Genomic DNA, 13,522 nt, shown 5'->3' on the forward strand with positions numbered 1-13,522 from the left:
GGGTGGCTGCCAATCGTCGCCGGACAGTCTTCTGCCGCACACCTGTTCCTTCCGTCGGCCGCCGACCGAGTTAGCTGACGGGTTCGGGACGGAAGTTGATCCCTACCGCTGGCGCGGATTCACCCCGGAAAGATTGGTTCCCCGGCTCGTCCGGAAACGATTAGGCGGCGATCCCCTGGGGGTGGGGACCGGCACCGACCATACCGAAGACATCGAACGATCGACAGTTATCACACGCGACGCAATTGAATGGCGACGCACTGTAGTCGCAATTACTCAATGTCACAGGTGGAACACGCGAATACTGTTTCGCGAGGCCTGAAGCCTGTCTTGTTCTCGGGTAAACTGGCCGCCGGCCCGCCCAACCAGGCACCGCCCCCGAGGTGCCGGCGGCCACCGCCCAATCGCCGTGAGGCGAGCCGGGGAACCAGGTCAGTCATGGGGTGCATCCGCGTCAGCGGTAGGGATCGCTTCCGTCCCGAACCCGTCAGCTAACCCGGTCGGCGGTTAACCGGAAGGAACCTGCATGACCGTACGACCCCGCCGGTGGCTGATGCTTGCCCTGGCGCCGATCGTTTCTGTCGCTTTCCTGGCCTCGCCCCTCTCTCCGGCCTACGCCGAGCCCGGCGACGGAACCTCCGCGGCCCCGGACGAGTCGGCCGGCAAAGAAAACCAGACTCTCGACGAGCTGATCGAGTCCTCCAACCGCCGGTTCGTCCAGGCCAAGGGCGCCGTGGCCAAGTCGACGGCCGCGCAGAAGGCCCTGGCCGGCAAGATCAAGACGGCCGAGGCGCGGCGCAACGAGTTGATTCCCGAGGTCAACGCGATCGCCAACCAGCAGTACCGGTTCGGCCAGCTGAACGCGGCCAGCTTCCTGCTCAGCAGCAAGGGCTCGGACGACTTCCTGGCCCGGGCCATGTCGCTCGAAGAGATCAACACCGAGCACGACCGGAAGCTCGCCGAGCTCAACAAGGCGATCGACGAGGTCACCAAGTCCAAGGTGGCGCTGGACGCCGAGGTCAAGAAGCAGCAGACCAACCTGGTCGCGATGAAGAAGCAGAAAGAGGCGGCCAACCAGGCCCTCAACCTGGTCGGCGGCGAAGGCCTCACCCAGGGCCACGTGCTCGCCCAATCGCCGAAGGCGAAACCCGCGCCGCGCAATTCCGAGGGCGGTTTCTCGCCCGAGTCGTGCACGGTGAAGGATCCGACGACCAGCGGCTGCATCACCGCCCGCACATTGAACATGCTGAAAGAGACGCAGAAGGCGGGCTTCGACAGATTCGTGGGCTGTCACCGCGACGGCGGCCCGTTCGAGCATCCGAAGGGCCGGGCCTGCGACTGGTCGTTGCAGGACAGCGGCTTCGCGGTCGCGCACAACGCGGACATGAAGGAATACGGGAACAACCTGATGGCGTTCCTGGTCCGCAACGCGGATCGGCTCGGCATCTATTACGTGATCTGGTACAAGCAGATCTGGTTCCCCTCCGAGGGCGAGTGGAGGGCCTATCACGGGCCCAGCGCCCACACCGACCACGTGCACGTGTCGATGCTTTAAAAGACCTACGAAGAGGCCCCGGTCGCGATGACCGGGGCCTCTTCTTTGCTGTTGTCAGGCGGTGGCGCGGCGCACCGGGGCCCGCCCGGCGGGCTGGGTCGGGGCCGGGCCGACCTGCGACGGCGCCGGGTTGGGCACGGTCACCGGCTTGACCTGGGTCACCTCGACCTCCTTGCCGTGGTGCAGCAGCACCAGCCGGGCCGAGCCGCCACCGTTGCGCAGCGAGTACGTGACCTCCTCGGGGGTCACGTTCACCCGCAGGCGAAGGCCCCGCCACAGCAGCGAGAAGTCCAGCGCGTTGATCCGGCTGGGCAGCCGCGGCGCGAACGACAGCTGGCCGTTGAAGTCACGCATGCCGCCGAGGCCGGCCACCAGCGAGATCCACGTGCCGGCCAGCGACGCGATGTGCAGCCCGTCGCGCGAGTTCTGGTGCAGATCGTGCAGGTCCATCAGGGCGGCCTCGCCCAGATAGTCGTGCGCCAGCTCCAGGTGACCCGTCTCGGCCGCCATCACGGCCTGGATGCAGGCCGACAGCGACGAGTCGCGGACGGTCCGGGCCTCGTAGTAGGCGAAGTTGCGCGCCTTCTCCTCCGGCGTGAACGCGTCACCGCGCACGTACATGGCCATCACCAGGTCGGCCTGCTTGACCACCTGCTTGCGGTACAGGTCGAAGTACGGGTAGTTGAGCAGCAGCGGGTACGCCTCGGGCGGGGTGTTCTCGAAGTCCCACTCCTGGAGCCGGGTGAAGCCCTCCGACTGCTGGTGCACCCCGAGCTCCCGGTCGTACGGGATGTGGACCGAGGCCGCCGCGTCACGCCAGCTCGCCGTCTCCTCGTCGTCGACGCCGAGCTTGCGGGCCAGGTCGGGGTGACGCTTGGCCGCGTCGGCCGCGGTCAGCAGGTTCTGCTGGGCCAGCAGGTTGGTGTAGATGTTGTCGTCGACCACGGCTGTGTACTCGTCGGGGCCGGTCACGCCGTCGATGTGGAAGCGGCCGTGCCGGTCGTGGTGCCCGAGCGAGCGCCACAGCCGGGCCGTCTCGACCAGCAGCTCGAGGCCGTACTCACGCTCGAAGTCGTAATCCCCGGTGGCCTGCACGTAGCGCCGCACGGCGTCGGCGATGTCGGCGCCGATGTGGAAGCCCGCGGTGCCGGCCGGCCAGTAGGCCGAGCACTCCTGCCCCCGGATGGTCCGCCACGGGAACGCGGCACCCTGCAGGCCGAGGGTCTGCGCACGCTCCCGGGCCAGGTCGAGCGTCGAGTGCCGCCACCGCAGCACGTCGGCCGCCGCGCTGGGCTGGGTGTACGTCAGCGCGGGCAGCACGAAGGTCTCGGCGTCCCAGAACGTGTGGCCGTCGTAGCCGGGGCCGGACAGGCCCTTGGAGCCGATCGGGCGCTGCTCGGCCCGGGCACCGGCCTGCAGTGTGTGGAACAGCCCGAAGCGGACCGCCTGCTGCACCTCCGGGTCGCCCTCGACGCGAACGTCGGAGTGGTCCCAGAAGGCGTCCAGGTATTCGCGCTGGGCGTCGACCAGGCCCTCCCAGCCATCCAGCCGGGCCGACGCCAGGGCCGCGCCGACCTGGTCACGCACGGCCGGCAGCGAGCGGTGGCTGGACCAGCCGTACGCGGCGATCTTGACGACCCGCAGTTTCTGGCCCGGCTCCAGCTTGCAGGCCACCGTGGTGCGCAGCCAGTCCGGGTGTCCTTCGGTGGTCACCGCGTGCTTGCCCGGCGTCTCCACCAGGTGCTCCATGGCCGCGGCCATCCGCAGGTCGGAGGCTTTGGTGCGGTGTACCAGCAGACCGCCGGTGCGCTGCTCGAGGACTTCCTCGGACTGCAGCGGGTGATCCAGCACGGCCGCCACCCGCGGGTCCTTGCTCATGGCCGGGAGCTGCTCGTTGGCCACCAGCTCGGACTGCAGGATCAGCCGGGCCGTGCTGTCCAGCGGCTCCACCTCGTACAGGAACGCCACGACGGAGCGCTGGGTGAACGACACCATGCGCACGGTGCGGACCCGGATGGCCTGCCCGGACGGCGACACCCACTCGACGGTGCGCTCCAGCGTGCCCGCCCGCAGGTCGAGCACGCGTTCGTGGGAGCGCAGCTCGCCATAACGCACGTCGAACGGCTCGTCGTCGACCAGCAGCCGCATCAACTTGGCGTTGGTCACGTTGACCATCGTCTGCCCCGACTCCGGGAAGCCGTACCCGGCCTCGGCATACGGCAGTGGGCGCAGCTCGTAGAACGAGTTCAGATAAGTGCCCGGCAAGCCGTGCGGCTCACCCTCGTCCAGATTTCCGCGGATCCCGATATGCCCGTTGCTCAGCGCGAACACCGACTCGGACTGGGCCAGCAGATCCAGGTCGAGGCGAGTCTCCCGGATGTGCCAAGGGTCCACGGGATAAGCCCGTTCACGGATCACGGTGGTGCCTCTCGTACCTATGAGGAAGGAGAAAAGTCTTTATGGAGTACGTGCACTAACGCGTCAGGAGTTCGGACAGATCCGAAACCACAACGTCGGCCCCGTTGTCCAGAAGGGCCTGAGACTGACCCACACGGTCGACACCGATCACGATGCCGAAGGCTCCCGCGCGACCGGCGGCGACACCGGCCAGGGCGTCCTCGTAGACGGCGCAGCTCTGCGGGTCGAGCCCGAGCTGCTTGGCCGCGTAGAGGAATGTGTCGGGTGCCGGCTTGCCCGGCAGTCCCTGCTCGCGGGCGGTTACCCCATCCACGCGAACTTCAATCAGGTCGGCGATGCCGGCCGCCTCGAGGACGTCCTTGCAGTTGGCGCTGGCCGAGACGACGGCACGGCGCAGGCCGGCCTGCTGGGCGGCCTTGAGGTACTCCACGGAGCCCTCGTAGACCTGGACGGCGCCCTCTTGGATCTTCTGGAGCACGAGGATGTTCTTACGGTTGCCGAGGCCGTTCACGGTCAGCAGGTCGGGACCGTCGTCCGGGGTGCCCTCGGGCAGGGTGATGCCTCGGGACGCCAGGAACGTGCGGACGCCGTCGGCTCGTGGCCGGCCGTCGACGTACTGGTGATAGTCGGCGCCGGAGTCGAACGGCACGAATTCCTGATCGTGCTGCGCCGACCACGCCTTCAGAAAGGTGTCGAACGTCTGCTTCCACGCAGCATTGTGCACAAGGGCGGTCTGCGTGAGCACGCCGTCAAGATCGAAAAGGCATGCGGTCACGTGAGGAGGTAGTCCGAGCACCGGCCTAATGTAGTCGCACCGCGCGGCCCATGAGCCCGGAAGGGCACCTTCACATTCGTCCGGTGGTTTACACGCTGTTCAAAGTTCGATCCGCAAGCCGATCGTGGTACCGATCGGCCCGGTCGCGACGGTCACCTCGTCGCAGAGCTGATAAGCCAGCCAGATGCCACGTCCACCCACCTCATAGGTCTCGGGAACCTCGGGAGCGGACAGATATCTCGCCGGGATGCCCGGTCCGGAATCCGTCACCGAGCACCAGGCCGAGCCACCGGCCTCCCACAGCAGCAGCCGGCCGTGACCGCCGGCGTGCAGCACCACGTTTGTGACAATTTCGTTGACGGCCAGGACGAAGCCCTGGAGCCGGTCGCCGGACAGCCCCGCCCCACGCATCCGGGCCGTCACCTCGTGCCGCACGAGGGCGATCTCGTCACGGACGAACCGGCGGTCGAGCAGATGAGGCGTGGCACCCGGTGGAGGGACGGCCGTGCCCGGCGACTCCACGCCCGGAGCCGAACGCACTCTCTGGCCCAATCTCTCCTCCACCGTGAGGCAGCCTACGCGGTGTGCCGCGCCAGTTGCACCACGCGGCCGCGAAACAACCCGCTAGCGCCAACCCACGTCGATGCGCGCGCCCCGGCCGTCGAAGAAGTGCAGGGCGTCCATCCGCACCGCGATGTTGAGCGGATGGCCCGGCGAGATCGCCGGGTAGGGCGCGAGCCGGACCGCCAGCTCGGCCGTCCGGCGGGAGTGCCGGCCCGGGTCGAGCACGTTGTGCGACTCCGCCTCGCGGGTCTGCACCGCGGTGGCGCCCCCGCGGCCGCTGAGCCGGCGCTGGAGGGCCCCGCTGAGCTTGCGGAAGGCGCCCGGCTCCTCCACGTCCTTGGGGGCCGCCGGGCCCAGCTCGTCGATCACGATGGCGGTGGCGCCGATGTCGAGGTACGCCAGCGACTCGTGCCCGTGGTGCTCCAGATAGCGGATGCGGCCGCGCAGCACGTCGCCCGGCACGTCCGGCGCGACCGGGGTGAGCGCCTCGGCCCGCAGGCCGACCACGATCCGCTCGCCGTGGTAGTGGGCCACGGCCCGGCTGCGGATGTCGTTCCAGGGCAGATAGAGGGCCTGCTCACCGAAGTTCAGCTCGATGTAACGCTCGAGGTGGACGAAGACCGACGCCTCGAGCAGGTTCATCCGCGGCGAGCCGAGGAACGCGGCGACGTAGAGGGTGGCCGGCCGCCCGTACACCTCGGTGGGTGTTCCGACGTCCTGGAGGACGCCCTTGCGCATGATCGCGACCCGGTCGGCCATGGTGAGCGCCTCGGCCTGGTCGTGCGTCACGTACATGGTGGTGACGCCCAGCTCGCGGGTGAGACCGGTGATCTCGGCGCGCAGCTCGGCCCGCAGGCCGCTGTCGAGGTTGGACAGCGGCTCGTCCATGAGGAACAGGCCGGGACGGCGCACGATCGCACGGCCCATGGCCACCCGCTGGCGCTGGCCGCCGGAGAGCTGGCTCGGCTTGCGCCGCAGGACGTCCCCTATGCCGAGGGCCGACGCCACGTCGCCCACCCGCTCGCCGCGGGGCTGTGGCTCCACCCCGGACAATTTGAGTGGAAACCCAATATTGTCGCCAACAGTCATGTGCGGATATAGCGCAAAATCCTGGAAAACCATGGCAATGCTGCGATCACGCGGCGCCAATTCCAGGACCGGATCACCATTGAGAAGGATGTCCCCTTCGGACGGATCTTCCAGACCGGCGATCATCCGGAGCACCGTGGACTTGCCGCAGCCCGACGGGCCGAGCATGACCAGGAATTCACCGTCGTCGACGTCGAGACTCAGGTTGTTGACGGCCACCGTGCCGTCGGGCCAGACCTTGGTGACGTCTTTGAGCGAGACGGTCGACACCGCCTACCTCCCCTACCGGGCGCAAAAGTGTGATCCCGGTCCCACTACGGTCCGCGACCCGCCCTATTCGACGAGGAGTATCGATGTCACGCCATCGGGTGAACGTGCCATTTGCTCAGGGTAACTGTGTGATTACCGGTTTTCGTCCAGAAATACCCGGCGAACAACGCGTTCCGACGCGTGGCCGTCGTCCAGATAGGAGAACCGCGCGCGGAAGGCCGCCCGGAGCGCGGCCGACGATTCGTCCGCATACGCCCCCGACCGGAAGAGATCGATCAGAGCGAGATAGTCGGTGGCCACCGCGCCCGGCGGTTCGGCCAGCAGATCGAAATAGGTTCCGCGCAGCTCGCGGTAGACCTGCCAGTCCGGCGCGTAGACGACCACCGGCCGGTCCAGGACGGCGTAGTCGAACATCGCCGACGAATAGTCGGTGAGCAGCACGTCCGCGGCGAGGTAGAGATCCTCGACCACCGGATGGCCGGAGACGTCCATGATGCGGCCGCCGCCCGACGGCGTCTGCCCGCTCATCTCGGCCGTCACGTGGAAGTAGTGCTCCCGCACGAGCAGCACGGTGTCCGGCCCGAGGGCGGCGGCCAGCCGCTCGACCTCGAGCACGTGGCTGCCGGCGGGCAGCCACTCCCGGTGGGTCGGCATGTAGAGCACGACCCGGCGGCCGGGCGCGATGCCGAGCCGCTCACGCATCGCCGCCGACTCGGCCGGCGTCGCCCGGGCCAGCCGGTCGTTGCGCGGATAGCCCACCTCGAGCGTCTCGAAGTCGCACGGATAGGCCGAGTCCCAGGCGATCGTGGTGTGCGCGTTCGCGGTGACGCTGAAGTCCCAGCGGTCGGCCCGGCGCATCTGACCGGCGAAGTCGTGGTCGGTCACCGCGGCCGGATGGTCGAGCTGGTCCATCCCCATCATCTTGAGCGGGGTGCCGTGGTGGGTCATCACGTGCGTGGTGCCGCGCCGCTTCACCATGCGATGCGGCCAGTTGACGTTGTTGACCAGATAGCGGGCCCGGGCCAGCGCCTTGTAGTACGGCAGCGTGCCGGCCACCACGTGCGGCGTGCCGGGCGGCAGCGCGCCCTCGCGGGCCGGGCCGACCACCCAGAGCTGCCGCAGGTGCGGTGCGAGCTCGGCGGCCTGCGCGGCGATCGCGGCCGGGTTGCAGCTGACCCCGCGGAACCAGTAGGCGGCGTACAGCGAAAGCGATTGATCCACCGGCAGCCGCAGTTGCAGCTGGTAGTAGAGATGCCCGAACGCCTGCCGCGACCGCCGCTTGACATATCCGGCCGAGCGGCGGGCCAGCCGCAGGCCGCGGCGCGCCGTCTTCATCGAGGTGTCGACGAGCTTGAAGGTCCCGTACGAGCCGCGGGCGACCAGCTTGTAGCGCACGCCCTCGCCGCCGGACGGCATCGGATAGCCGGCCGGCGGCAGATATCTGCGGTACATCTCGTTCATCCGGGCGAAGAAGCGCGCCCGCGAGCCGCGCGGGACCCGGGCGTCGTGCCGCAGCACGGCCAGGAAGTGCCAGATCATCCGCCGGAAGAGCAGCCCGCGCACCTCGTCGCCGGGCGACGCGTATTCGGCGGCCAGGGCCAGCGCGTGCTCCCAGTGATCGAAGACCTCGAAGTGCCGGTCGCCCTTGGTCCGGGTGATCGCCCCGGTCCGCCGCTGCCGGTAGTGCACGCACGTGCGGGGCAGTGTGCTGATCCGCGGCGCGGCCAGCAACACCGGGAAACTGAACGACACGTCCTCGTACCACCCGGCCTCGAAGACGAAGCCGAGCCGCAGCAGGAAGTCCCGCCGGACCACCTTGTTCCAGGCCACGTGCAGGATCTCGAGGACCTTGGGCCACTCCTCCACGGAGAAGACCTTGGGCGCGGCCGACAGCTTCTTCTTGGCCGAGCCGGTCTGTACCCGGCCGTCCCAGTAGACGCGGTTCCAGCCGACGAGCAGCACGTCGGCGTCGGTGGAGCGCAGGCGGGCGGCCACCGCGGACAGCGAGCCCATCGACAGCCAGTCGTCGGAGTCGACGAACCAGACGTAGTCGCCGGTGGCGTGCTCGAGCCCGAGGTTGCGGGCCCGGCCCAGGCCGAGGTTCTCCGGCGCGGTCACCACCCGCACGCGGGGGTCGCGGGCCGCGTACTCGGCCAGGATCTCGCCGCTCTTGTCCGGCGAGCAGTCGTCGACCGCGACGATCTCGAAGTCGGTGAACGACTGGCTCAGCATGGAGTCGAGGCATTGCCGCAGGTAGCCCTGCACCTTGTAGACCGGTACGACGATGCTCAGCAATGTCACGGGCGGGTGCCACCTGTCCGCCAGTCGGCGATCGCGTTGATCAGGAACGAGCCGCCGACCAGCGCGGCCAGCACGGCGGCGCCGGCGGTGCCGAGGCCCACCAGCGCGGCGGCGGTCAACAGCACCACGCGACCGTCCCAGCCGAGCAGGGCGCCGCGCGCCTTGCCGGCCGGCGCGCCCTTCTCCATCCGGGCCACCAGGTCGTAGTGCCGCAGGGTGAGCATGAAGATCAGCAGGTACGTCACCGGCGTGGGAACGTCACCCACGATGCCGGCCGCGACCACCATCAGATATTCGGCGGCGCGCAGGCCGGCCGGGATCAGCCAGTCGAGCGGTCCGCCGTGCGTTTTTCTGGCCGGCAGACCGGCGCTCAACACCAACAGTGCGGCCCCCGCGAGCAGGGCCTTGGACGGATCACCCACGAGGAGGACGATCACGGCGGCCAGCGCCACCACGGCGGCCAGCGCCGCGAAGACGAGAGGAGCCGGCAGCCCGGCCCGGCTGATCACTTCACGGACGAGGAAACCGTCATCGCGGAACCGGCCCGTGTCCACCTTGTTCAACACGCCGACGCGCATCGAGAAGGCCCGCAAAGACCTCAAGGCCAGGGTGTACGCCAGGGCGAGCACCCCCCACGCGAGCATGCCGGCCAGCGCGATCCGCCCGTTGGTGAAGATCGCCAGAACGGCGATCAGCGCCCAGCGCTCGCCGATCGGGAAGACCACGATCCGCTTCAACCAGTACGCCACCGAGCCGGTGTCACCCTGCACCTTGGTCGAGGCGGCGGTCAGCCGTGCCCCGAGCCCGCTCGCGGCCTGCGGTTTCGGGTGGGCCGCGGCCTCGTCGTGCAGCGCGCCGTACCAGGCGTCGGTCATGTGCCGGACGGTCTGGAGCACGATCGCGGCGATGGCGAGCGGCCACGCATAGGGCAGGCCGATCCGCTCGGCCCCGGCGGCCAGACCGGCGTACGCCACATATTCCTTGGCCCGGTCGGCCATGGTGTCGAGCCAGCCACCGAACGCGCCGAACTGCCGCGTGTAGCGCGCGAGCTGCCCGTCGACGCAGTCCAGCACGAAGCTCAGATAGATCAGAACGCCGCCCGCGATCATCGCGGGCCGGGAGGCCTGCCAGAAGGCGAGCGCGGCGGCGACCGCGAGAAGCACGGAGATCCCGGTGACGGCGCTGGGCGTGAGCTTGAGCCGCGCGGACGCCTTGGTGACGATCGGCGACCAGGTGCTCACGGCGTACGTCGTGAAGAAGTCGTCCTTCTCCTTGACGGCCATCCGCAGCCGCGCCTTGTCCTCGTCGACGGCCTCGACGGCGGCCCGCGCCGCGGCGAGCTCGGCCGCGTCGTGCACGAGCGCGCCCCGCAGCAGCCGCACCGGGGTGGCGACCGGCACGAGACCGGCTTCGAGCAGAGCTGGGAGAAGATCGTCCCGATCCGCGACATCGGCCAGTACCGGCAGATCGGCCGGGGCCACACAGATCGCACCGAGATAACGTACGGTCCCCGGCCCGTCACCGACCGGCAGCAGCTTGCCGCGATCCTCACGCAGGTCACCCGCGGGATCGGTGACCACCAGCGCGGTGGTCCGCTTGGCCGGCTCGGTCGCGAGCATCCAGAGCAGGCTCGGATGCGCGACAAGATTGTCATCGCAGATCAGCACCGGCTCCCGCGCTTCTTGCGCCCGCCGCACGACCGCCCGAAGGCGCCCGCCCGCGCTTTCCGCACCCGGGGCGCTGAGCCCGGACGACGGCGCGGGGGCGCTGGGCGGAGTGCCGGGCACGGCCACGTGGGGCGCCGAGCCGATCCGCTCGACCTCGGTGGCGCCGGCCGCTCGCAAGGCCGCGGTCAGGTCGTCCGCGAGCCGGGCCGCGTCGGCGGGGTCGAGGGCGTTGCCGGTGCTGGTGTGCAGGACAGCCAGCGTCACCGGAGCGTCACCGCTTGCCTCCTCGTCACGGCGTCGCGTGCCCCGACCAGGGCCGGGCGCGACACATCGTCAAACCGGCGCACGGCGTCGCGCCGAAGGCCGGAAATCGGCACCCAGGTTAACAGCGGAGGACGCGAGGGTACGGGTCACCCTTACGGGAGCCGGGCCGCCCATCTCCACCTGCGGACCGAGGGCGCACGGTCACGGCGCCCCTACCGTCGAAGTACGGCCACAGCGCAACGCCGGGGCCGTTCAGTCAAGGAGGAAGTCATCGTGGCTCGCCGACTCGTCCGTCCCCGGAACGACCGCTGGATCGCCGGCGTCTGCTCCGGCCTGGCCCGCCGCTTCGGACTCTCCGCCGGTGTGGTCCGCCTGATCTTCGTCATCTCCTGCCTGCTGCCCGGCCCGCAGTTCATCGTCTACCTGGTCCTGTGGGCCCTGCTCCCCAACGAGTGACCAGCCACCGGGCGCCCGACAAAAGCGCGAAAAACGAACGCCGCGCAACGGAAAGGCCCATGCGCGGCGTCTCTTGAGATGACCCCCGGCTCTGTGAGGGCTCCGGCCCCCTCGAGCCGATGACCGCCGGACGCCGTCGACCCCGCCCCCGGGTCGGCGGCGTCCGGTGTTTACCGGGCCGCTTTCGTCACGGACTGTCGAAGGTCACCGTGACCGTCGCATAGCCGAGCCGCGTGAAGAGGCTGGTCAGCATCTGCTCGGTGTTCTGCTTGGCGCGGTCGGACAGCCCGCTCGACTGGGCGGCCTCGGTGATCCGCTGCTGGGCCAGGGCGTACACCTTCTGCTGTTTGCCCGGATCGCTCTTGAAGGCGTCGCCGATGCGGTCGAGCAGCCCGCGCTGCTCGGCCACGACGTAGCTCTTCTGCATGTCGAGGGCGGCCGACCCCTGCTCCGGCGCCGGCAGCGTGATCGTGACGGTCTTCTTCTCGTTGTCGACGACCAGCGCCTCGTCGGCGAGCTTGCTGAAGTCGACATATTGCTCGACCGTGCCCGATCCGACGAACAGCGTGCGCCGGTTGATCAGGAAGTCGGGGATGTTCTCCCTGTCCTCCTGCAGGTCGACGATGACCTGGAAGGTGCCGTCGGCCGCGACATAGCGGCTCAGGTCGCGCATCGACTGCAACAGCACCGGCTGGCTGCGGTCGGTGGTGCGGTCGCTGAACGGGTTGTCGAAGCTGGGCAGCACGTTGATCGCGCGCAGCCCGAGGCAGGCCGCCACGAGCAGCGCGAAGACGAACCCGGTGAAGATGAGCAGGCGGGCGAACCCGCTCGGCCGAGAAGGCTGCTCCGACGGCGCAGGCGGAGTCGACTCCTCGGGGACGGGGGGATACTCACGGGTGGGTTCAGTGACACCCGGCGAGACGTCCGATGAGTTGGCCATACCCTCACGGTACGAGCCGGGTACGACACTTGCAGTGAAGCGTCAGGCGAAAGCGTTCAGACCGGTCAATTTCTGGCCGATCACCAGCTGGTGGATCTCGGAGGTTCCCTCGTAGGTGAGGACGCTCTCCAGATTGTTCGCATGGCGCATCACCGGATATTCGCCGCTGATGCCGTTGCCGCCGAGGATGGTCCGGCAGGTGCGGGCGATCGCGATCGCCTCGCGCACGTTGTTCAGCTTGCCCACGCTGACCTGCTCGGGCCGCAGCGCGCCGGCCGAGTCGCGCAACCGGCCCAGGTGCAGCGCCAGCAGGAAGCCTTTCTGCAGCTCGAGCGTCATGTCGGCCAGCTTGGCCTGTGTGAGCTGGAAACCGCCGATCGGGCGGCCGAACTGCTCGCGCGTCCTCGCGTAGTCGAGGGCCACCCCCAGGCAGTCGCGGGCCGCGCCCATGGCCCCCCAGATGATGCCGAAACGGGCTTCGGTCAGGCAGGAGAGCGGCGCCTTGAGGCCGCGCGCCTCCGGGAGGCGGGCGCTGTCCGGCAGACGTACGCCATCAAGCGTGATCTCGCCCGTGCTGGAGGCGCGCAGCGACATCTTGTGCTTGATCTCGCGGGCCGCGAATCCCGGCGTATCGGTCGGCACGGCGAAGCCGACCACGCCCTCCTCGGCCCGGGCCCAGATCACCGCCACGTCGGCCACGGGCGCGTTGGTGATCCACATCTTGCCGCCGTCGATGATCCAGTCGTCGCCGTCGCGGCGGGCCCGGGTCGCCATGGTGGCCGGGTCGGAGCCGTGGTCGGGCTCGGTGAGACCGAAGCAGCCGATCAGCTCGCCGGCCGCCATGCCCGGCAGCCAGCGCTGTTTCTGATCCTCGGATCCGAAACGCCAGATCGCGTACATCGCCAGCGAGCCCTGCACGCTGACCAGCGAGCGCACGCCCGAGTCGGCCGCCTCCAGCTCCATGCAGGCCAGGCCGTACGCCACCGCGGAGGAGCCCGCGCAGCCGTACCCCGTCAGATGCATGCCGAGCAGGCCGAGCTTGCCGAACTCCTGGGCCAGCTCCCGGACCGGCACGCTCCCCTCCTCGTACCAGCCGGCGACATGCGGGCGGACCCGCTCGTCGGCCACCCGGCGGCAGAGCGCGCGGATGTCGCGCTCCTCGTCGGACAGGAGGGTATCGACGTCCAGGAGATCCAGCGGAGTCACCATGACCGTCAAACTAG

At 69.3% G+C, this 13,522-nt stretch carries 10 protein-coding genes and 2 riboswitches; of the genes, 2 read left to right on the top strand and 8 right to left on the bottom strand.

What is annotated here, in order from left to right:
* Positions 1–43: 43 nt before the first annotated feature.
* A riboswitch (cyclic di-AMP (ydaO/yuaA leader) is annotated at positions 44–177 on the bottom strand.
* A gap of 210 nt (positions 178–387) precedes the next feature.
* Positions 388–521: riboswitch (cyclic di-AMP (ydaO/yuaA leader) on the top strand.
* 5 nt (positions 522–526) lie between these two features.
* On the top strand, positions 527–1,555 hold the full coding sequence (locus ACFY36_RS26390; RefSeq protein ID WP_499748605.1) for a coiled-coil domain-containing protein: 1,029 nt from the start codon (positions 527–529) through the stop codon (positions 1,553–1,555).
* A 54-nt stretch (positions 1,556–1,609) separates the two neighbouring features.
* On the opposite strand, the gene ACFY36_RS26395 is transcribed toward ACFY36_RS26390, so the two are convergent.
* From ACFY36_RS26395 to ACFY36_RS26420, 6 genes are all read right to left on the bottom strand, one after another.
* Complete coding sequence (locus ACFY36_RS26395; RefSeq protein ID WP_499748606.1) at positions 1,610–3,973, bottom strand: glycoside hydrolase family 65 protein; 2,364 nt, start codon at positions 3,971–3,973, stop codon at positions 1,610–1,612.
* Between the two features lie 55 nt (positions 3,974–4,028).
* Entirely contained in the window at positions 4,029–4,769 is a 741-nt protein-coding gene (locus ACFY36_RS26400) for a beta-phosphoglucomutase family hydrolase (protein WP_499748607.1), read from the bottom strand.
* Between the two features lie 78 nt (positions 4,770–4,847).
* Positions 4,848–5,312, bottom strand: a complete 465-nt coding sequence (locus ACFY36_RS26405) for an ATP-binding protein (RefSeq protein ID WP_499748608.1) — start codon at positions 5,310–5,312, stop codon at positions 4,848–4,850.
* A 60-nt stretch (positions 5,313–5,372) separates the two neighbouring features.
* Entirely contained in the window at positions 5,373–6,671 is a 1,299-nt protein-coding gene (locus ACFY36_RS26410) for an ABC transporter ATP-binding protein (protein ID WP_499748609.1), read from the bottom strand.
* A 132-nt stretch (positions 6,672–6,803) separates the two neighbouring features.
* On the bottom strand, positions 6,804–8,972 hold the full coding sequence (locus ACFY36_RS26415; RefSeq protein WP_499748610.1) for a bifunctional glycosyltransferase/CDP-glycerol:glycerophosphate glycerophosphotransferase: 2,169 nt from the start codon (positions 8,970–8,972) through the stop codon (positions 6,804–6,806).
* Entirely contained in the window at positions 8,969–10,903 is a 1,935-nt protein-coding gene (locus tag ACFY36_RS26420; RefSeq protein WP_499748611.1) for a DUF5941 domain-containing protein, read from the bottom strand. The genes ACFY36_RS26415 and ACFY36_RS26420 overlap by 4 nt, the downstream gene beginning before the upstream one ends.
* A 273-nt stretch (positions 10,904–11,176) precedes the next feature.
* On the opposite strand from ACFY36_RS26420, the gene ACFY36_RS26425 reads away from it, so the two are divergent.
* Complete coding sequence (locus tag ACFY36_RS26425) at positions 11,177–11,359, top strand: PspC domain-containing protein (RefSeq protein WP_499748612.1); 183 nt, start codon at positions 11,177–11,179, stop codon at positions 11,357–11,359.
* Positions 11,360–11,546: 187 nt separating this feature from the next.
* Here the strand turns inward: ACFY36_RS26425 and ACFY36_RS26430 are convergent, their stop codons facing one another.
* Together ACFY36_RS26430 and ACFY36_RS26435 are read right to left on the bottom strand one after the other, a co-directional pair.
* Positions 11,547–12,299 carry a DUF4230 domain-containing protein gene (locus ACFY36_RS26430; RefSeq protein WP_499748613.1) on the bottom strand — a complete coding sequence of 251 codons (753 nt, stop codon included), beginning with the start codon at positions 12,297–12,299 and terminating at the stop codon, positions 11,547–11,549.
* A 42-nt stretch (positions 12,300–12,341) separates the two neighbouring features.
* On the bottom strand, positions 12,342–13,505 hold the full coding sequence (locus ACFY36_RS26435) for an acyl-CoA dehydrogenase family protein (protein WP_499748793.1): 1,164 nt from the start codon (positions 13,503–13,505) through the stop codon (positions 12,342–12,344).
* Positions 13,506–13,522 lie beyond the last annotated feature (17 nt).

Source organism: Actinoplanes sp. NPDC000266 (assembly GCF_042899005.1).
GTDB lineage: Bacteria > Actinomycetota > Actinomycetes > Mycobacteriales > Micromonosporaceae > Actinoplanes.